At 54.9% G+C, this 19,153-nt stretch carries 17 protein-coding genes; 15 read left to right on the top strand and 2 right to left on the bottom strand.

All coding sequences use genetic code 11. From position 1 onward, the window contains the following. Nucleotides 1-18: 18 nt before the first annotated feature. The 6 genes from fliZ to BTJ39_RS09145 all read left to right on the top strand — a co-directional run bounded on the left by fliZ (nucleotide 19) and on the right by BTJ39_RS09145 (nucleotide 5,426). Nucleotides 19-528, top strand: a complete 510-nt coding sequence (gene fliZ / locus BTJ39_RS09170; RefSeq protein ID WP_078002374.1) for a flagella biosynthesis regulatory protein FliZ — start codon at nucleotides 19-21, stop codon at nucleotides 526-528. Nucleotides 529-594: 66 nt separating this feature from the next. Next, a complete protein-coding gene (locus tag BTJ39_RS09165) occupies nucleotides 595-1,581 on the top strand; it encodes a D-cysteine desulfhydrase (protein WP_078002373.1) in 987 nt (328 codons plus the stop codon). A gap of 135 nt (nucleotides 1,582-1,716) precedes the next feature. Continuing rightward, nucleotides 1,717-2,520 (top strand): cystine ABC transporter substrate-binding protein, encoded by an 804-nt coding sequence (tcyJ, locus tag BTJ39_RS09160; protein ID WP_078002372.1) that lies wholly within the window; start codon nucleotides 1,717-1,719, stop codon nucleotides 2,518-2,520. After that, nucleotides 2,520-3,188: a cystine ABC transporter permease gene (tcyL, locus tag BTJ39_RS09155; RefSeq protein WP_078002371.1), complete on the top strand. Its 669-nt coding sequence runs from the start codon at nucleotides 2,520-2,522 to the stop codon at nucleotides 3,186-3,188. The genes tcyJ and tcyL overlap by 1 nt, the downstream gene beginning before the upstream one ends. Next, nucleotides 3,185-3,937 carry an L-cystine ABC transporter ATP-binding protein TcyN gene (gene tcyN, locus BTJ39_RS09150; RefSeq protein WP_078002370.1) on the top strand — a complete coding sequence of 251 codons (753 nt, stop codon included), beginning with the start codon at nucleotides 3,185-3,187 and terminating at the stop codon, nucleotides 3,935-3,937. Before tcyL ends, tcyN begins: the two co-directional genes overlap by 4 nt. A 403-nt stretch (nucleotides 3,938-4,340) precedes the next feature. Continuing rightward, nucleotides 4,341-5,426, top strand: coding sequence for an acyltransferase family protein (locus BTJ39_RS09145; protein ID WP_078002369.1), 1,086 nt, complete (start codon nucleotides 4,341-4,343; stop codon nucleotides 5,424-5,426). A 41-nt stretch (nucleotides 5,427-5,467) separates the two neighbouring features. Here BTJ39_RS09145 and putA read toward each other — a convergent pair whose 3' ends face one another. Then, nucleotides 5,468-9,418, bottom strand: coding sequence for a trifunctional transcriptional regulator/proline dehydrogenase/L-glutamate gamma-semialdehyde dehydrogenase (putA, locus tag BTJ39_RS09140; RefSeq protein WP_078002368.1), 3,951 nt, complete (start codon nucleotides 9,416-9,418; stop codon nucleotides 5,468-5,470). A 376-nt stretch (nucleotides 9,419-9,794) separates the two neighbouring features. On the opposite strand from putA, the gene putP reads away from it, so the two are divergent. The 9 genes from putP to BTJ39_RS09105 all read left to right on the top strand — a co-directional run bounded on the left by putP (nucleotide 9,795) and on the right by BTJ39_RS09105 (nucleotide 18,528). Next, nucleotides 9,795-11,279: a sodium/proline symporter PutP gene (gene putP / locus BTJ39_RS09135; RefSeq protein ID WP_078002367.1), complete on the top strand. Its 1,485-nt coding sequence runs from the start codon at nucleotides 9,795-9,797 to the stop codon at nucleotides 11,277-11,279. A gap of 269 nt (nucleotides 11,280-11,548) precedes the next feature. Beyond that, a complete protein-coding gene (efeU, locus tag BTJ39_RS09130) occupies nucleotides 11,549-12,376 on the top strand; it encodes an iron uptake transporter permease EfeU (protein WP_078002366.1) in 828 nt (275 codons plus the stop codon). Between the two features lie 59 nt (nucleotides 12,377-12,435). Further along, nucleotides 12,436-13,563 (top strand): iron uptake system protein EfeO, encoded by a 1,128-nt coding sequence (gene efeO, locus BTJ39_RS09125; protein WP_078002365.1) that lies wholly within the window; start codon nucleotides 12,436-12,438, stop codon nucleotides 13,561-13,563. A 2-nt stretch (nucleotides 13,564-13,565) separates the two neighbouring features. Continuing rightward, nucleotides 13,566-14,855, top strand: coding sequence for an iron uptake transporter deferrochelatase/peroxidase subunit (efeB, locus tag BTJ39_RS09120; protein WP_078002364.1), 1,290 nt, complete (start codon nucleotides 13,566-13,568; stop codon nucleotides 14,853-14,855). Between the two features lie 299 nt (nucleotides 14,856-15,154). Beyond that, complete coding sequence (locus BTJ39_RS24835; RefSeq protein WP_176110274.1) at nucleotides 15,155-15,448, top strand: hypothetical protein; 294 nt, start codon at nucleotides 15,155-15,157, stop codon at nucleotides 15,446-15,448. Beyond that, nucleotides 15,427-16,215 carry a phosphate starvation-inducible protein PhoH gene (gene phoH, locus BTJ39_RS09115; protein ID WP_078002363.1) on the top strand — a complete coding sequence of 263 codons (789 nt, stop codon included), beginning with the start codon at nucleotides 15,427-15,429 and terminating at the stop codon, nucleotides 16,213-16,215. The genes BTJ39_RS24835 and phoH overlap by 22 nt, the downstream gene beginning before the upstream one ends. Before the next feature lie 138 nt (nucleotides 16,216-16,353). Continuing rightward, the gene (locus BTJ39_RS24830; RefSeq protein WP_176110272.1) at nucleotides 16,354-16,500 is read left to right on the top strand and encodes a hypothetical protein; all 147 of its coding nucleotides are present in this window, start codon (nucleotides 16,354-16,356) and stop codon (nucleotides 16,498-16,500) included. 78 nt (nucleotides 16,501-16,578) lie between these two features. After that, entirely contained in the window at nucleotides 16,579-16,797 is a 219-nt protein-coding gene (locus tag BTJ39_RS09110; protein ID WP_078002362.1) for a membrane lipoprotein lipid attachment site-containing protein, read from the top strand. A 258-nt stretch (nucleotides 16,798-17,055) separates the two neighbouring features. Next, entirely contained in the window at nucleotides 17,056-18,528 is a 1,473-nt protein-coding gene (locus BTJ39_RS09105; RefSeq protein ID WP_078002361.1) for a peptide MFS transporter, read from the top strand. Nucleotides 18,529-18,646: 118 nt separating this feature from the next. On the opposite strand, the gene BTJ39_RS09100 is transcribed toward BTJ39_RS09105, so the two are convergent. Next, nucleotides 18,647-18,979 carry a YegP family protein gene (locus tag BTJ39_RS09100; protein WP_078002360.1) on the bottom strand — a complete coding sequence of 111 codons (333 nt, stop codon included), beginning with the start codon at nucleotides 18,977-18,979 and terminating at the stop codon, nucleotides 18,647-18,649. Between the last annotated feature and the right edge of the window lie 174 nt (nucleotides 18,980-19,153).

The following is a 19,153-nucleotide window of genomic DNA, read 5'->3' as shown; positions in this document are numbered from 1 at the left end:
GCAATCGGAGACTCTCGGATGAGATCCAAAACAAAAATGAGACCGCTCAGCCGTTATCTGAAAGACTACAAGCACGGGCAGACCAACTGCTCGCACTGTGGCAAGGTGCTGGATCGTATGGCGCTGGTGTTCCGCGGTCAGATAATTAATAAAGAAGCAATTGCCCGTATGGACCAGATGATCGACGACCAGGTCTGGCTTAAGTTACAAACTGAACTGACAGCGCTATGTCGTTTTTGCAGCGATATCTACTGCAACACGCATCCGACCTACTTTGACATCATGGCCTTCAAGCAATATTTGTTTGAGCAGACGGCAATGAGCCACAGCACCATCCGTGAGTATGTGGTTCGTCTGCGCCGTCTTGACGATATGCTGCAGGCAAAGAACTTTCCGGCGGAAAGTCTGCGCGGCGTCAGCTGGCATGCCTGCCTGGAGAACCAGCTGCCGGATGCCGGTAATAATAATTACCGCATTGCGTTGCGCAAATATGACCAGTTTTTAGGCTGGCAAAGCAACTATTCGTAACAAAGCGGGATTTATACAGCTAAATCTGTAAGGATGGGTTGTCTTTTAACCGTCACGGAGGTCGTGATGTCCTTACTCAGGCTGGATGATTACCCGCGCCTGGAGCTGCTCGGCGCGCCAACGCCGCTCGAGCATCTCCCGCGTTTTTCCGACTACCTTGGTCGGGATATTTTTATTAAACGTGACGATGTCACGCCGGTGGCATTGGGCGGCAACAAGCTGCGTAAACTGGAATATCTGGCGGCTGATGCGCTGCGTCAGGGCGCAGACGTGCTGGTGACCGCCGGGGCGATTCAGTCAAATCACGTACGGCAAACCGCTGCCGTGGCTGCAAAGCTGGGGCTGAAGTGCCTGGCTCTGCTGGAAAACCCTATCAATACCCGCGCTGAAAACTACCTTTCTAACGGCAATAGCCTGTTATGCAAACTTTTTAACTGTGAAACGGTGCTGGTCGAGGCGTTGAGCGATCCCGTCGCCCAACTGGCCGAGCAGGCAATCCGACTGGAGGCACAGGGTTTTCGCCCTTACGTGGTGCCGGTCGGCGGCTCAAACGCGCTGGGCGCGATGGGCTATGCCGCCTGCGCCAGGGAGATCGCGCTGCAAAGTGAAGGCGTCGTTGATTTTGCCGCGCTGGTGGTGGCGTCGGGCAGCGCCGGTACGCAAGCCGGACTTGGCGTCGCGATGGCGCAGCTGATGCCGCAGACCCAGCTGGTAGGCGTAACCGTTTCGCGCCGCGCTGAGCAGCAGCGCGCCAACGTTGAGCGATTGCAGCGGGAGCTGGCGCAGCTGCTTGGTCTCGATGGCGATATTCCGGTTACGCTGTGGGATGACTATTTTGCCCCGCAGTACGGGATGCCAAATGACGAAGGTAACGAGGCGATTGCGCTGCTGGCCCGGCTGGAAGGTATCGTGCTTGACCCGGTCTATACTGGCAAAGCGATGGCCGGTTTGATTGATGGCATCAGCCAGCGCCGGTTCGAGCGCGACGGGCCGATCGCGTTTGTGCATACCGGCGGCGCACCGGCGTTATTTGCTTATCATCCAACGGTATAAGCAATAACGACGTTGCTGATTATAATCGAAGCGCTGGCCACGCAGTCGGGTAACTGACCCGCAGGTCCGGCGCTGCTATCTATCCGATATGACAGGCTTTACGGTTAAAAAAATTATCACTATAACGGGGTGTTTATGACATTTTCTTTTGTTCGTCGCCAGCTGGTGCTGGGCGCCGCCGCCGCCGCGCTGATGGCAGGTTTTGCTGTCAACGTACAGGCCGCTGATGAAAATTTACTGCAGCAGGTAAAATCACGAGGCAGCTTGCTGGTGGGGCTGGAGGGAACCTATCCGCCGTTTAGCTTTCAGGATGAAAACGGCAAACTGACCGGCTTCGAAGTGGAGTTCGCTCAGGCGCTGGCGAAACATCTCGGCGTGAAAGCCAGCCTTAAGCCCACCAAGTGGGATGGTATGCTGGCCGCGCTGGATTCCAAACGCATTGACGTGGTGATAAATCAGGTCACCATCTCCGATGAGCGTAAAAAGAAATACGATTTCTCCACCCCTTACACTATTTCCGGCATTCAGGCGCTGGTGCGTAAAGATAAGGCCGGGTCGGTAACGAAGCCGGAAGATCTGGCGGGGAAAAAAGTCGGTGTCGGCCTTGGCTCCAACTATGAGCAGTGGCTGAAACAGAACGTTAAAGGGGTGGATATCCGCACCTATGATGACGATCCCACCAAGTATCAGGACCTGCGCGCCGGCCGTATTGATGCCATTCTGATTGACCGCCTTGCGGCGCTTGATCTGGTGAAGAAAACCGGCAACACCATGTCGGTGGACGGCCCGGCGTTCTCCCGTCAGGAAGCGGGCGTCGCGCTGCGCAAAGGCAACCCGCAGCTGCTGGAGGCCATCAACAAAGCGATTGCCGATATGCAGAAAGACGGTGAGCTGACTAAGCTTTCTCAGAAGTGGTTTAGTGCGGACGTCACGAAATAATGCAGGAAAGTATTCAACTGGTGCTGGATTCAGCACCATTTTTATTAAAAGGGGCGGTGTTTACCCTTGAACTGAGCATCGGCGGCATGTTTTTTGGCCTGCTGCTCGGCTTCGTGCTGGCCTTAATGCGCCTGTCTCCTCTGCTTCCACTGCGCCTGCTGGCGCGCTTTTACGTTTCCGTGTTTCGCGGTACGCCGCTGATAGCCCAGCTGTTTATGATCTATTACGGCCTGCCGCAGTTTGGTATTGAGCTGGACCCCATTCCCTCGGCGATGATCGGCCTGTCGCTGAATACCGCCGCCTACGCTTCTGAATCGCTGCGCGGTGCGATTGCCGCCATTGAGCGTGGGCAATGGGAAGCCGCCGCCAGCATCGGCATGACCGGCTGGCAAACGCTGTATCGGGTTATACTGCCGCAGGCTGCGCGTACCGCGCTGCCGCCGCTCGGCAACAGTTTTATCAGCCTGGTAAAAGATACCTCACTTGCCGCCACCATTCAGGTGCCGGAGCTGTTCCGCCAGGCGCAGCTGATCACCTCGCGTACGCTGGAAGTGTTTACCATGTATCTGGCCGCCACGCTGATTTACTGGATTATGGCAACGGTGCTGTCGGCGCTGCAAACCCGGCTGGAAAACTACGTCAACCGTCAGGACAGGGAGGTCAGATGAGCGCCATCAGCGTGACGAATCTTGTTAAGCAGTTTCACGGGCAAACGGTGCTGCATGGTATCGATCTGGCGGTAGACTCCGGCGAGGTGGTGGCGATTATCGGGCCGAGCGGCTCGGGTAAAACCACGCTGCTGCGCAGTATCAATTTGTTGGAAACCCCGGATGGCGGCACCATCAGCGTCGGCGACATTACCGTCGATGCCGCTCGTCCGCTGGCGAAGCAAAAGCAGCAAATTCGTGCGCTGCGCCAGCAGGTTGGCTTTGTGTTTCAGAACTTCAATTTATTTCCGCATCGCTCGGTGCTGGAGAATATCCTGGAGGGGCCGCTGATTGTTAAGGGTGAGCCGAAAGCCGAAGCGACGGCGCGTGCTTATCAGCTGCTGCAAAAAGTGGGGCTGGAGGGCAAGGAAAATAGCTATCCGCGCCGCCTTTCTGGCGGGCAGCAGCAGCGGGTAGCGATTGCAAGGGCGCTGGCGATGCGTCCGCAGGTGATCCTGTTTGATGAGCCCACCTCAGCGCTTGACCCGGAGCTGGTAGGGGAGGTGCTGGCAACCATCCGCGCGCTGGCCCAGGAAAAGCGTACCATGGTTATCGTTACCCATGAGATGAGCTTTGCCCGCGACGTTGCCGACCGCGCCATTTTTATGGACCAGGGGAAAATCATTGAGCAGGGGCCGGCCCGCGAGTTATTTACCCAGCCGCAGCAGGCCAGAACCCGCCAGTTTCTGGATAAATTTCTTAATTCCTGAGCGGAAAACGTTGCTGGCGATTAAAGCCAGGATAATAGCCCGGCGCCACTGACGGTGAAAATAATATTAGCCCCGGTAGCGCCATTCTTTTTAATATTGCTAAAAGAAAACTCTGAATTATTTATTCCGCCTGTCCGCGCCGTCAGATAGTTAACTCATCACCGCCGAAAATAGTTAGTAAATCATAAGGTAATCGCTGGCTTTCAGGGCTTTCTCATTGCTTCCCCCGGCGCATAAAAGTCATAATTGTTTTAAACGAAATATAAAACTCGCCACGAGAAGCGAGCTTTGAACATTCATTAAGCGCAACGTTAAGGCGAAATTTTTTATTTCAACACAGCATCAGGGACAACGTGCTGCTGGTCTTTGCTTACACTACGACGCTAATAAGCAGGAGTGGATAATGACCGAAGCGCCAAAACAACAGCTCGGCTGGGTAAATATTCTTAAGGGCGGCTGCATTTTGCTGGTGGTCCTGTATCACGTCGTTTTACCCGGCTTTGCCGATACCGTACCTCATCTCAGCAGCGGACAGCTGCCGGCTAAGCTGTGGGTTGGATTTAATGAAATCCTTTCACCGCTGCGGATGCCCGCTTTTTTCTTCGTTTCCGGTTTGCTGGCGGCTAATGCCATCATTAACCGTCCGTGGAAAAGCGTGTTAACCAGCCGGATAACCAACCTGTTTTACCTCTATTTTCTCTGGGGCATCATCCAATGGCTGATGATCGGCCGGGTGTCCGGGCCGCTGATGGGGGAACACCTTTCGGACAATACCAATGCCGCCTGGGCCAGCAGCTTCGCTGAAAGCCTGAAGCTGATGCTGCTGGCAATGAGCTCATCCTGGTATCTGTATGCGCTGGGCTTATTTTTCCTCTTTGCCCGGCTGTTTCGTCGCTATCCGTTTGCGCTGTTACTGGTTGCGGTGATGATGAATTATCTGGCCGTGGGTCGGCTGGTGCCAGGCTGGGGACCGGAGAGCTTGCTACAGTATTTTGTCTTCTTCGTACTGGGCGCGTTTTACAGCGAGGTTATTATGCGCTGGAGCGAATGGAAGCCGCGTAACCTGCTGGTTTGGGCGCTGCTGGCGGTGCTGGCCGCCGGGCACATTGCGTTGGGATTTAACGACAACTTCTTTCTGTGCATTGTGGCTATCCTGTTTAGCGTGCAGCTCTGTCGCTGGCTCGATCGCCATTTTTCAATGCGCATAATGAAATGGACCGGACGTAATACCTTGCAGATTTACGTGCTGCATCGCATCTTTATCGAATTTTTCGCCATGGTGGCGATCCTGCTGGCCGGGCACTATCAGCTGTTTGCTAACGCCTTGTTTGCCTGGAGCTGGGCGGCGCTGTTTCCGCTGTTGATGGTTGCCATCAGCGTAGGTTGCTCGCTGGTGGCCTGGAGCCTGCTTAACCGGGGGATCGGCCGCACGCTGTTTATCTATCCGCGGCTGCTGCACCGGCAGTCTCAGGTGGCTAAGGGCGCCTGAGACTGCCGTTAAAAGCAGGGCGCCGTCGCGCCCTGAGATTATCAGCCAATGGTCATCAGGCTGGCGTTGCCGCCGGCCGCAGCGGTGTTGATACTTAGCGAACGCTCCAGCAGCAGACGTTCAAGCAGCAGGTTAGTTTCGCCGTGGGCAAAGCCTTGTACTGATACAATTGCCCCTTCGCGCTCGGCCACGGCCTGGCATACCGCGCGCAGCTGGTCGGCATCGCCGTGATAAATCACCCCGTCAAACTCAATCTCATCGCTAAGCGGTGAGGGCACGCGGTCGATACGATCCTGCACTATTTTGGGCAGGGCGCTTAGCCACTGGCGATGGACTTCATCATCTGTCCACAGCGCGCGGCAGCCGACGCTGGTTACCGCAGCCAGCTGCACCAGCGCATCCTCTTCATTTTCCGCCAGGCAGAGAATGCGTTGGCGCGGCAGCAGAGACAGGGTATTGCGCTCGCCGGTCGGGCCGGGCAGCAGCCGGGTGATCCCGCCTTGCGCCTGCCGGGCAAACTGTTGGCAGACGCTGTGCAACGCCGGGCGATCCGCCGCCCAATCCGTCAGCGCCTGGTGCGGGGGGAGCAGCAGGCTGCGTTGACTGCAATCGGGCTGGCTGGCACCGTCCTGGCGGCTAAGGGTGGTCAGCAGCGACTGCGGCGGACGGCTTGCCAGCAGCCGGTAAAGGTAAAGCGGTCCGCCTGCTTTCGGACCGGTGCCCGAGAGACCCTCGCCGCCGAACGGCTGTACGCCGACAACCGCGCCGACGATATTGCGGTTAACGTACAGGTTGCCGACCTGCGCCCGGCTGACGACCTGGGCGATGGTTTCATCAATGCGGGTATGTACGCCGCAGGTCAGGCCGTAGCCGGCAGCGTTTATCTGCTCAAGCAGGGCGGGCAGCTGGTGGCGGCTGAAACGGACAACGTGCAGTACCGGCCCGAAAATCTCCTTGTCCAGCTCCGCCACCTCGTTGAGTTCGATAAGCGTGGGCGCGACAAAATAGCCCAGCGCCGTCTCCTGACGATCCTGGCGGTTATCCAGGGTGGCTTGATAAACCTGTCGGCCTTTGGCGCGCATTTGCTGAATATGTTGATCGATTCCAGCTCTGGCCTGATCGTCAATCACCGGGCCGATATCAATGGACAACCGTTCAGGATTGCCCATCCGGCATTCAGCCATTGCCCCGCGCAGCATTTGCAGCGTGTGGTCAGCAACGTCCTCCTGAATACACAGCAATCGCAACGCCGAGCAGCGCTGACCGGCGCTGTCAAAAGCCGAGGCTACGATATCAATCACTACCTGCTCGGTCAGCGCCGAAGAATCGACAATCATCGCATTCAGCCCGCCGGTTTCGGCAATCAGCGGCGTCGGGCGGCCCTGCGGATCGAGGCGCCCGGCCAGCGTACGCTGCAGCAGGGTGGCAACGGCAGTGGAGCCGGTAAACATGACGCCGCGCACCCGTTCGTCACCGGTCAGCTGCGCACCGACGGTTTCGCCATCGCCTGGAAGCAGTTGCAGCGCACCAACCGGCACGCCAGCCTCCAGCAGAATGCGCACTCCCTGAGCGGCAATCAGCGGCGTTTGCTCCGCGGGCTTAGCCAGCACGCTGTTGCCGGCCGCCAGCGCGGCGGCAATCTGGCCGGTGAAAATCGCCAGCGGAAAGTTCCAGGGGCTGATGCAGACCACCGGGCCGAGCGGTCGGTGCGTTTCGTTAGCAAAATCCTGTTTAACCTGGCCGGCGTAGTAACGTAGAAAGTCCACCGCTTCGCGCACTTCGGCAATGGCGTTGGCATAGGTTTTTCCCGCCTCGCGAATCAGCAGGCCGATCAGCTGCTGCATCTGATCTTCCATCAGCATCGCTGCCCGCTCAAGAATGGCGGCGCGCTCTTCTGGCGGTGTGGCAAACCAGACCGGGCCATGATCGACGGCAGTCTGCAACGCCTGCCTGACGTCCTGTTCGCTGGCGTTAGCCACCTGACCGACCACATCCTGACGGTTAGCCGGATTAATAACCGGCTGCCAGGCCTCGGGTTCAGCCTCAGCCGCCAGAACAGGCATTGCCTGCCAGTTCTGGCTGGCGCTGGTGAGCAGGGCGCTGGACAGCGACGCCAACCGGTGTTCATTGGCCATATCCAACCCGGCAGCGTTTACCCGGTCGCTGCCATACAGTTCGCGCGGCAGGGGGATTTTGGGGTGCGGCATGCCGACGGCGCCTTCCTGATGCGCCAGTTGGTCAATTTGCTGCGCCGGATCGGCAACCAGCTCTTCCAGCGGCAGGGTGCTATCGGCGATGCGATTGACGAATGAGGTGTTGGCGCCGTTTTCCAGCAGGCGGCGCACCAGATAAGCCAGCAGCGTCTCATGGGTGCCGACCGGCGCATAGATGCGGCATGGGCGGTTGAGTTTACCTTCAGCCACTTTACCGACGACCTGTTCGTACAAGGGTTCGCCCATACCGTGCAGGCACTGAAATTCATACTGGCCTGGATAGTAATTATTGCCCGCCAGGTGATAGATAGCCGCCAGCGTATGGGCGTTATGAGTGGCGAACTGCGGGTAGATTAGATTTGGCACCGCCAGCAGCTTTTTGGCACAGGTGAGGTAGGCAATGTCGGTATAAACTTTTCGGGTATATACCGGATAGCCCTCCAGACCTTCAACCTGGGCGCGCTTGATTTCGCTATCCCAGTAAGCGCCCTTAACCAATCGGATCATTAAGCGGCGGCGGCTGCGTTGCGCAAGGTCGGTCAGATAATCAATCGTGTAGGGGCAGCGTTTCTGGTAAGCCTGAATCACAAAGCCGATACCGTTCCAACCCTGTAGTTCCGCATCGAAACAAAGCTTTTCCAGTAAATCCAGCGACAGCTCGAGACGGTCGGCCTCTTCGGCGTCGATATTAATGCCGATATCATAGCTGCGGGCCAGCAGCGTCAGGGATTTCAGCGTCGGATAGAGTTCGTTGATTACCCGCTCATACTGCGCCCGGCTATAGCGTGGGTGTAGCGCGGAGAGCTTGATAGAAATGCCCGGACCTTCATAAATACCGCGACCGTTTGACGCTTTACCGATGGCATGTATCGCTTGCTGATAAGAGAGCAGATAGGCTTTAGCGTCAGCGGCGGTCAGCGCTGCTTCACCCAGCATGTCATAGGAGTAGCGAAAGCCTTTTGCTTCCAGTTTGCGCGCGTTAGCCAGCGCCTCCGCGATGGTCTCACCGGTTACGAATTGCTCGCCCATCAGGCGCATCGCCATATCCACGCCTTTGCGGATCAGCGGTTCGCCGCTTTTACCGATAATACGATTCAGCGAGCGCGACAGGTTGGCTTCATTATGCGTTGAGACCAGGCGGCCGGTAAACAGCAGGCCCCAGGTGGCGGCATTAACGAACAGCGACGGGCTGCGGCCGAGGTGCGATTGCCAGTTGCCGGTGCTGATTTTATCGCGAATCAGGGCGTCGCGCGTTGGCTTGTCCGGAATACGCAGCAGGGCTTCCGCCAGACACATCAGCGCGACGCCTTCTTGCGAGGAGAGGGAAAATTCCTGCAGCAGGCTTTGCACCATCCCGGCGCGGCCGCTGGCGGTTTTCTGGTTGCGTAGTTTATCCGCCAGCGTCCAGGCGAGCTGATGCGCTTTGGTGGCTATCTCGCCACCCAGGCGTCCTTGCTCCAGCATCAGCGGAATAACTTCGGTTTCCGGACGACGCCAGTTGGCGGTAATTGCCGCACGCGCCACGGACTGCGGCAAAATTTGCTCGGCGAAATCGAGAAAGGGCTGGAAGGTCTCTTCCACCACCGGCTCTGCGCTTTCCTGCTGGATGCTGTCATCCGGCCCGGACGCAGGCTGCTCGCCATTTTCTAAGCGTTCGAGATAGTTGAATATTGCTTGTTTAATCAGCCAGTGAGGGGTGCGGTCAATCCCTTTTGCCGCCAGTTTAATCCGCTCGCGGGTTTCATCATCCAGCTTCACGCCCATAGTGGTACTGCCCATACCGGAAACTCCTGTTACGGTGATAACCATTTGTTGCAATGCAATATCAATCAAGTTGCAACCTGGTGCAACCTGTTTGATGTTAGCCGCGCGACAATATTTACAGCCGTTAGCAGTCGCGGGGAGGGTATTTATTTAACTTAATGATTAATATCATTAAATTTCTCAATATTTGACGGCGTCAAAGTTGTGATGCGGTGCAACCTTTTTTACTTTGCCTGCAGTTTTCATTCGGTGGGTTGTGAAATTTGTGTTAAGCATTGTGCCTGTTATTGCTTTAAGGCAGGATAGCGCGCCTGGTCGAGCCTCACCCGCTGTCGGTGATCTCAGGAAGAGCTTCCGCCACGGTGGAAAAAAATTACATTGGAGAGACCCCATGACCGTAAGCACACCGATGCTGGTTACCTTTTGCATCTATATTCTGGGTATGGTGCTGATAGGCTTCCTTGCCTGGCGCTCAACTAAAAATTTCGATGATTATATCCTTGGCGGCCGCAGCCTTGGAGCACTGGTTACCGCGCTCTCCGCCGGCGCATCGGATATGAGCGGCTGGCTGCTGATGGGATTGCCTGGTGCAATCTTTATTTCCGGCATTTCCGAAAGCTGGATTGCGATCGGACTGACGCTGGGCGCCTGGCTTAACTGGAAAATTGTTGCCGGACGGCTGCGTGTGCATACCGAACATCAGAACAATGCGCTGACGCTACCGGACTTTTTCACTAACCGTTTCGAAGATCGCAGCAGGCTGCTGCGGGTGATCTCTGCGGTGATCATTCTGGTCTTTTTCACCATCTACTGTGCTTCGGGCATTGTTGCCGGCGCGCGTCTGTTTGAATCAACCTTTGGCATGAGCTATCAAACTGCGCTGTGGGCCGGTGCGGCCGCCACGATTATCTACACTTTTATCGGCGGCTTTCTGGCAATCAGCTGGACGGATACCGTGCAGGCCAGCCTGATGATTTTTGCGCTGATCCTGACGCCGGTGATGGTGATCATTGCCGTTGGCGGTTTTGGCGATTCGCTGCAGGTTATCGCGGCAAAAAGCGCCGAAAATATGGATATGCTAAAAAATCTCAACGCCGTTGCGATTATTTCTCTGCTGGGGTGGGGGCTGGGTTACTTTGGTCAGCCGCATATTCTGGCGCGCTTTATGGCCGCGGACTCTCACCGCTCGATTCGCAGCGCGCGGCGGATAGGCATGAGCTGGATGATCCTTTGCCTGCTAGGCGCGGTTGCCGTTGGTTTCTTTGGCATTGCCTACTTTCAGAACCATCCGCAGCAGGCTGCGGGCGTCAATGAAAACGGTGAGCGAATTTTCATTGAGCTGGCGCGGCTGCTGTTTAATCCATGGATTGCCGGCGTGTTGCTGTCGGCGATACTGGCGGCGGTAATGTCTACCCTGAGCTGTCAGCTGCTGGTCTGCTCCAGCGCGCTGACCGAGGATCTCTACAAACCCTTCCTGCGCGCGAATGCCAGTCAGCGTGAACTGGTGTGGGTTGGTCGTCTGATGGTGCTGCTGGTGGCAGCGATCGCTATTCTGCTGGCGTCTAACCCGCAAAACCGCGTGCTGGGGCTGGTCAGCTATGCCTGGGCTGGCTTCGGCGCGGCCTTTGGACCGGTGGTAATCTTTGCGCTTGTATGGCGCCGGATGACGCGCAACGGCGCGCTGGCAGGCATGGTGACCGGCGCCGCAACGGTACTTATCTGGAAGCAGTACGCCTGGCTGGGTCTGTATGAAATTATTCCCGGATTCCTGTTTGCGAGCCTGGCGATTGTGATCGTCAGCCTGGCCGGAAGATCGCCTTCCGCTACCGCCCAGCAGCGCTTCGACGCCGCCCGCCAGGAGTATCACGCAGGATAGTGGCGGCTTGCCCCTATCCTGTACCGCCTGACGACAGATTGCTGCACGCCCGCCAGGGTGAATAAGCCTCTGTTGTCAGATAAACAAAATGTCACGCCAGTGTTAAATGACCTCATCTTATCGAGCGTAGCGGAAAATAATTTTCCGCTAATATCACAATTCTCCTGAGTCAGCGCTTGTATTTTTTTTACCGGTAATGATAATCGGTATCGTTTGTATTTACTTTTCTTTACCACACCTGACATTAACCACTAGCCGAGGCCGTCGGTATGTTTGTACCGTTTCTGATTATGTTGCGTGAAGGGCTGGAAGCTGCGCTGATCGTTAGCCTGATTGCCAGCTACCTGAAACGCACAGGACGCAGCCGATGGTTTACCGCCATGTGGGCGGGCGTCTTTATTGCTGCCGCCCTATGCCTGGCGCTGGGGTATTTCATTAATGAAACCACCGGCGAGTTTCCGCAAAAAGAGCAGGAACTTTTCGAAGGCATCGTCGCGGTTATCGCCGTGGTGATCCTGACCTGGATGGTGTTCTGGATGCGCCGGGTGGCACGTAACGTCAAGCGTGAACTCGAAGCGGCAGTAGACCAGGCCCTGAGCAAAAATAACGGCAGCGGCTGGGCGCTGGTGATGATGGTATTTCTCGCCGTTGCCCGCGAAGGGCTGGAGTCAGTGTTCTTTTTACTGGCGGCATTTCAGCAGGATGTGGGCTACGGGCCGCCGGTTGGCGCCATGCTCGGCCTGGCCTGTGCGGTGCTGCTCGGGGCGTTGCTCTACTGGGGCGGCGTGCGTCTTAACCTCGGCGCCTTTTTTAAATGGACCAGCCTGTTTATTCTGCTGGTCGCAGCCGGCCTTGCCGCCGGTGCTATCCGGGCGTTTCACGAGGCGGGCCTGTGGAATTACTGGCAGGACGTGGCCTTTAACCTCAGCGCTATTCTGCCAACCAGCACGCTGTTTGGCACGCTGCTGGAAGGCATTCTTGGCTATCAGGAAGCGCCCAGCATCAGCGAGGTGGCGGTGTGGTTGCTGTATCTGATCCCGGCGTTGGCGCTGTTTTTTCTGCCGGCGCGCTCGCCTTCAACTGTACCTTCACGATGATATCCCGCGGGCCTGCCCGGTGCAGGCCAGCCTTTGTCTGACTTTGAAAAGGAATAACAATGACTACACTTTTTCGTCGCCATGCTCTAAGCGCAGCTTTGCTGACGCTGCTGTCAAGCTCCGCCGCTGCTGTAGCAGCAGATATTCCGGTTGTGAACGTCAGCGTTAACGACAAGCAGTGCGACCCGATGTCGCTGACGGTGAAGTCGGGTAAAACCCAGTTCGTGATAAAAAACAACAGTCAGAAGGCGCTGGAGTGGGAAATACTCAAAGGCGTGATGGTGGTGGAAGAGCGCGAAAATATTGCGCCTGGCTTCACGCAAAAGCTGACGGCTAATCTGGAAGCCGGCGAATATGATGTAACCTGCGGCCTGCTCAGCAACCCGAAAGGCAAGCTGGTGGTAACGGCCGGTGATGCTAAGCGCAGCGACGGTAAGCCAGACGTAATGCAGCTGGCCGGGCCAATCACCGAATATAAAGCGTACGTCACCAAAGAAGTTGAGCAGCTGGTCGCTGGCACCAAAGCCTTTACTGATGCAGTGAAGGCCGGCGATCTGGCCAAAGCTCAGGCGCTGTATGCACCAACGCGCGTTCACTACGAGCGCATTGAGCCAATTGCTGAGCTGTTCTCCGATTTGGACGCCGCGATCGACGCCCGCGAAGATGATTATGAGAAGAAAGCTGACGATCCGAAATTCACCGGCTTCCACCGGCTGGAAAAAGCGCTGTTTGCCGATAAAAGCACCAAAGGCATGGCTGAGTATGCTGACCGCCTGAATAGCGATACGCTGGAGCTGCAAAAACGCATCAATGAGCTGGCTTTCCCGCCAGGCAAAGTGGTGGGGGGGGCTGCCGGTCTGATTGAAGAGGTCGCTGCCAGCAAAATTTCCGGCGAGGAGGATCGCTACAGCCGCACCGACCTGTCCGACTTCCAGGCGAATGTTGATGGCGCGCAGAAAATCGTCAACCTGCTGCGACCGATGCTGAAAAAACAGAATCCGCAGCTGCTGAGCAAAATCGACGCTAACTTCAAAAAAGTTGACGCCATTTTAACTAAATACCGCACTAAAGACGGGTTCGAATCTTACGACAAGCTGACCGATGCTGACCGCAACGCGCTGAAAGGACCGATCACCACGCTGGCGGAAGATTTGTCACAGCTACGGGGAACCTTAGGGTTAGATTAAGCATGGACAACAGCGAAAATGGGGGCGTGCTACAGCCGGCACGCCGTCGTTTACTGAAGGGAATGGGCATCGTTGGTGGTGCCCTTGCCGTTAGCGGTGGCTGCCCGCTGCATGCCGCAGAGCAGGGGGCGCCGTCTTTCTCCCCCGGCACTCTAGATCCCGGCTCGCGGCGCGAACGCCAGCCGTTCTACGGTTTGCACCAGGCTGGAATTATTACCCCGCAGCAGGCGGCAATGATGCTGGTGTCGTTTGACGTGCTGGCGAGCGACAAAGCTGACCTTATCCGGTTGTTTACACTGCTGACGCAGCGCATTGCTTTTCTTACCGGCGGCGGCAAAGCGCCGACGTTAGATAATCCGCAAATGCCGCCGCTGGATTCCGGCATTCTCGGCGATGAAATTTATCCTGATAATCTCACCATGACGGTTTCCGTCGGCGCGGGATTATTTGACGAGCGCTTTGGCCTGCAACAGCAAAAACCGCGCAGCCTTGTGCCGATGACGCGCTTTCCGAACGATGCGTTGGACGGAAAGCTGTGCCACGGCGACTTGCTGATTCAAATCTGTGCCAATACCAATGACACGGTGATCCACGCGCTGCGCGACATTATAAAAAACACGCCCGATCTGCTGAGCGTACGCTGGCGTCGTGAAGGATTTATTTCTGACCACGCTGCGCGCAGTCGCGGCAAAGAGACGCCGATAAACCTGCTGGGATTTAAGGATGGCACGGCCAATCCTGATACCCAGGATGGCAGGCTGATGGATAATATTCTCTGGGTTTCTGGCGCGCAGAAGGAGCCGGCCTGGACGGTCGGCGGCAGCTATCAGGCGGTGCGCATTATTCAGTTTCACGTTGAAATGTGGGATCGCACGCCGCTGCGCGAGCAGGAGAATATTTTTGGCCGTCAGAAAAGCAGCGGCGCGCCGCTGGGCATGCAGGCAGAACGCGATGTGCCGGATTACCTGAACGATCCTGATGGTAACCTGATACCGCTGGACGCCCATATGCGTCTGGCTAATCCACGGACGACAGAAACCCAGCCCAACCTGATGCTGCGCCGGGGCTACAGTTATTCGCTTGGGGTTTCTAACTCAGGACAGTTGGATATGGGGCTGTTGTTTGTTTGCTATCAGCACGATCTGGAAAAAGGATTTATTACCGTTCAGAAAAGGCTCAATGGGGAAGCGCTGGAGGAGTATATTAAACCCATTGGCGGCGGCTATTTCTTCGTGCTGCCGGGTGTGGCGGATGGGCAGCATTATCTGGGGCAAATGCTACTGGAAGCCTGATTTTTTTCCGGCGCCGGCTGACTGTAAATATCAGCAGGCGCCTTTTAAATCAGCGCTCAGGTTATTATTTAATCAATTTTAACAATGAAAAATGGAAATCCATCACATAAAAAATATTGTCATAAATGGATTAAATTATTGTTTTTAGGTATTTTTCATCGCAGCTTTCTTTATCCATCATTCCGAAATATAAAAAAAAACTTTTTCCAGCTAATTTAAAGGTTGCATTTTTGTTGGTGTTTGTTGCACTTTATTCATGAAGCCGTTTCTGTATCGTAGTTCCACTCTGGAGATTGCGAATGGAAAAGTCCTGTATGGGACGATTAGTCAGTCAGCCGTTATTTATCGCTTTTTATCGCGAGGGATTATCTCCCTCTGAAACCCTCTCTTCGCTCCTTTTTCCCCGATTAACCTGCAATAAGATTTACCATGGATTAAATGGTGTCAGTCGTTTAAACATGCTCATTACCTCCCCCGTAAAAGGCTCTAAGGAAGCCGAACCTCTAAAGCGTTCACGTAATCGCATCGCGCTAGCTGATGCGGGAAATGAAACCAACTGTAAGGTGCCACTATGGGAAGACAGAAAGCAGTGATCAAAGCGCGTCGTGAAGCCAGACGCGTACTTCGGAACGATTCACGCAGCCATCGTCAGCGTGAAGAAGAATCGGTCACCTCGCTGGTGCATATGAGTGGATTAGATGCAATTGGCATGGCGCGCGACAGCCGCGACCTCGCGCCCGTTGAAGCAAGAAATGACGCTCAGGCACACTATCTACATGCCATAGAGACAAAGCAGCTTATCTTTGCCACCGGCGAGGCAGGCTGCGGGAAAACCTGGATTAGCGCAGCCAAAGCGGCTGAGGCCCTGATACATAAGGATATTGACAGGATTATCGTAACCCGTCCGGTTTTGCAGGCCGATGAGGATCTTGGGTTCCTGCCTGGCGATATCGCGGAGAAGTTTGCGCCATACTTCAGACCGGTTTACGACGTTCTGGTTAAACGTCTTGGCTCTTCATTTATGCAATATTGTCTGCGCCCGGAGATCGGCAAGGTGGAAATCGCGCCTTTTGCCTATATGCGAGGACGTACTTTTGAGAACGCCTTCGTTATTCTCGACGAGGCGCAAAACGTGACGGCCGCACAGATGAAAATGTTTCTGACGCGTTTAGGGGAGAATGTTACCGTGGTGGTTAACGGCGACATTACGCAGTGCGATTTACCCTCGGGCGTTCTGTCCGGACTGAGCGACGCGCTGGCTCGCTTTCAGGAGGATAATATGGTCGGCGTAGTGCGTTTTAGCGCCGAAGACTGCGTGCGTTCTACGCTTTGTCAGCGAACGCTGTCAGCCTACGCCTGATTTTTCCTGCCAAATAAAGGGGACCGCCGGTCCCCTTCAACGTTTCTCCCAGCAATATGTCAGGCGATGGCTGCGCTTTTTATGCTGCGCAAGGCTCAGGGGTCTACACTTAGAGCAATAAAAACCAAGGAGTCGCCGATGAGTAAAGATAAATCTGACCAGCAGCGCAATAAAGATGAGAAGCATCCCGCCAGAGATAATCCACATGAACACGGCGAAATGCCGCGCGGCCGTGACAGCAGCGAGGACCATAAAAAGGATCCCTATAAAAAGCCGGGTAAATAAGCGCTGTCACATCCTTATTTTCCAGCTATGGCTTTGTTGATATCATTGGAGAATTATCTGATTACAGGGAGTTCTTTAATGCGTAAATCACTATTTCTTGCTCTAAGCGTGGTTGTTTTATCCGGTTGTGCGCAAGAAAGCCATGATAGCTATTCTGATGAAAACGCCGCCAGCGGGCGTACCACGAATAAAGAGTGGAAGGAGTTTGTCGCCCCGCTGTCTGTTAAAACGCAAACGCCGTGGGAAAGAAGGATGAAGCAGGCTGAAAATGAACAACGGAAGCAGAACGGAAGTTAAAGCCTGCCTGACGAGAGGCTGACGGTACCCGGCTCAGGTTTTACCGCTGATGCCGGGTAGACATCGCGCCGATCGGCTACCACAGACAATAAAAAGCAATCATTGACTACACTTTCCTGCGCAAGGCAATTACCTGAAATTGTCTTAAAAACAGTCATAAAAACTCACTTTCATACTTATTCCGTTTGTTTTACTGCGTAAATCGGCAGTTAAGACGCATAATGCCGTGTTGATGATGAAAAACGACAGGGGGGAAGTTTGACACAGGCTACATCAGAACAGTCGCACGGCATACCCGCCGGCTCCGGAGCGCTATTTTTTATTCAAATCTTTGCAACGCTCGGCTTTGCTGTTCTTTACTCAACGCTGGTTCTTTATGCCACAAAGCGCCTCGGTTTTAGCGAAGGGCAGGCGAATACCATGATGGGGGTTTTCGGCGCATTTAACTATGGCCTGCACCTGTTCGGCGGTTATCTCGGCGGCCGGTTTCTGAGCAATCGCAACCTGTTTGTTTTAGGCATGGTCCTGCAAGTTGCTGGCTGCTGGGTGCTTTCAGGTCAAAGTGCTGAAGGACTATACTGGGGACTGGCAATGTTCCTTACCGGCAGCGGGCTGAACGTCACCTGCATTAATATGATGCTGACCCAGCGTTTTGCTCCGGAAGATAACCGTCGTGAGAGCGCGTTTTTGTGGAACTACGCGGGGATGAACCTCGGATTTTTCATCGGTTTTACCGGCGCAGGTTACTTCCAGCTTGGCGAACATTACCAGTCGCTTTTTCTGTTTGCCACCCTGGGCAATATCATCGCTATCGTCATCTCGCTGCTGCGCTGGAAGCTGCTGGCTGATATCGATACGCCGTTATTACATACCAGTCGCCGGCAGTTTTTCGTCCGCATGCTGGTTGGGCTGGCGGTGCTGACCGTACTGGTACCGGCGATCCGTCTGTTATTGACCCATGCCGACTTTACCGGGTCATTTGTTATCGCGCTCGGCGTGGTGGTTTTTCTACTGTTATGCCTCACCACATTACGTCATCGTCCGCGCGAGGAGCAGCGACGTATGGCGGCTTATCTGATCCTGGCGCTGGGCTCGCTGGTGTTCTGGATGCTTTATCAGCTGGCGCCAATGGGGCTGATGTTGTTCACCGAGCACAATATAAATCTGTCGGTATACGGCATCAGAATTGCCCCGCAGTGGATTCAGAATATTAATACGCTGGTGATAGTGCTGGGCGGCCCCTTACTGGCGCTGGCCTTTGGTAATTTGCGTAAACGCGGCTGGCGCATTGATATTCCAATGCAGTTTTCCTGCTCTCTGTTTTGCATTGGTCTTGGCATGTTGGTGCTGCCGGTAGGAATATTTTTGGCCGGTAGCGATGGTATTGTGGCGTTTAAATGGATCGTTATCAGCTATCTCCTGCAAAGTCTGGGGGAACTGCTTATTTCTCCGATCGGCTATGCCATGATTGGCAAGCTGGCGCCGGTAAAGTATCAGGGGATCATGATGGGATGCTGGATGATGGTTACCGGCGTAGCGTCGGTTCTGGCCGGTTACGTTTCCGGCTGGATGCCTGAAAACGCCGACAGCAATGCCGCAGCGACGGACCCCGGCTATAGCCACGTGTTTAATCAGCTGGGGTGGGGGGCGATGGCGGTTGGCGTGGTGATGCTATTGCTTATTCCACTGCTGCGTAAGCTTATCGCCGGAGTTGAAAATCCCGGCAGTTAAGTCGGCGTTTTTTCAGCGGCTGTTCGTAGCGACAAAAAGTTACACAACCGCCAGCGATAAAACAAAGAAAAGAGTCAAGAGGCAGACCGGATAGCGGCCTGCCTGCACAATAATCTTATTAGCTGTTGTCTTTGATCGTGTGAGAGCTGCCGTTGTTTTTTACTGACGCAATGCCGGTCTCACGTGATTGCGTACTGGCATACATCTGGCTCGTTCCGATAATCTGGTGATTAGCGGCTTTCAGATTGAAATAAAACTTCCCGTTGGAGGACGTTTTACTGTCATAGCGCTCACCGTGAGGGCTGTTTGTCTGTACTGATGCTATGCCGTTTTCGGCTGCGCTTTTCGTGGTATAAAGCTCGCTGGTGAGTATTATCTCACCGTTCCCGGCTTTAAGTACAAACCGGAACTGATTATCGCTGCTTTTGCTCAATTCGAACCAACCAGACATGTTAACTCCTTGATATCATCGCTAATGAAAACAGTTTGATTAACACTTTTGAGGCTCAGCCAGTATGCATAAAAAACAGCTTGTTTCAAACCGGGCATATCCCATTCTGAACCAGTACATCAGATGAAAACAGGAAACGCTGAACAGCTGAAAGCGGGCTGTCGGCGGTGAAGG

The organism is Izhakiella australiensis, assembly GCF_002006995.1.
Classification (GTDB): domain Bacteria; phylum Pseudomonadota; class Gammaproteobacteria; order Enterobacterales; family Enterobacteriaceae; genus Izhakiella; species Izhakiella australiensis.
This window is presented reverse-complemented; position numbering and strand designations above follow the sequence as displayed.

What these genes read in the sequence shown, in the direction of transcription:
- fliZ (WP_078002374.1), top strand. Translation starts at nt 19, where the DNA reads ATGAGATCCAAAACAAAAATGAGACCGCTCAGCCGTTATCTGAAAGAC.
- BTJ39_RS09165 (WP_078002373.1), top strand. Translation starts at nt 595, where the DNA reads ATGTCCTTACTCAGGCTGGATGATTACCCGCGCCTGGAGCTGCTCGGC.
- tcyJ (WP_078002372.1), top strand. Translation starts at nt 1,717, where the DNA reads ATGACATTTTCTTTTGTTCGTCGCCAGCTGGTGCTGGGCGCCGCCGCC.
- tcyL (WP_078002371.1), top strand. Translation starts at nt 2,520, where the DNA reads ATGCAGGAAAGTATTCAACTGGTGCTGGATTCAGCACCATTTTTATTA.
- tcyN (WP_078002370.1), top strand. Translation starts at nt 3,185, where the DNA reads ATGAGCGCCATCAGCGTGACGAATCTTGTTAAGCAGTTTCACGGGCAA.
- BTJ39_RS09145 (WP_078002369.1), top strand. Translation starts at nt 4,341, where the DNA reads ATGACCGAAGCGCCAAAACAACAGCTCGGCTGGGTAAATATTCTTAAG.
- putA (WP_078002368.1), bottom strand. Translation starts at nt 9,418, where the DNA reads ATGGGCAGTACCACTATGGGCGTGAAGCTGGATGATGAAACCCGCGAG.
- putP (WP_078002367.1), top strand. Translation starts at nt 9,795, where the DNA reads ATGACCGTAAGCACACCGATGCTGGTTACCTTTTGCATCTATATTCTG.
- efeU (WP_078002366.1), top strand. Translation starts at nt 11,549, where the DNA reads ATGTTTGTACCGTTTCTGATTATGTTGCGTGAAGGGCTGGAAGCTGCG.
- efeO (WP_078002365.1), top strand. Translation starts at nt 12,436, where the DNA reads ATGACTACACTTTTTCGTCGCCATGCTCTAAGCGCAGCTTTGCTGACG.
- efeB (WP_078002364.1), top strand. Translation starts at nt 13,566, where the DNA reads ATGGACAACAGCGAAAATGGGGGCGTGCTACAGCCGGCACGCCGTCGT.
- BTJ39_RS24835 (WP_176110274.1), top strand. Translation starts at nt 15,155, where the DNA reads ATGGAAAAGTCCTGTATGGGACGATTAGTCAGTCAGCCGTTATTTATC.
- phoH (WP_078002363.1), top strand. Translation starts at nt 15,427, where the DNA reads ATGGGAAGACAGAAAGCAGTGATCAAAGCGCGTCGTGAAGCCAGACGC.
- BTJ39_RS24830 (WP_176110272.1), top strand. Translation starts at nt 16,354, where the DNA reads ATGAGTAAAGATAAATCTGACCAGCAGCGCAATAAAGATGAGAAGCAT.
- BTJ39_RS09110 (WP_078002362.1), top strand. Translation starts at nt 16,579, where the DNA reads ATGCGTAAATCACTATTTCTTGCTCTAAGCGTGGTTGTTTTATCCGGT.
- BTJ39_RS09100 (WP_078002360.1), bottom strand. Translation starts at nt 18,979, where the DNA reads ATGTCTGGTTGGTTCGAATTGAGCAAAAGCAGCGATAATCAGTTCCGG.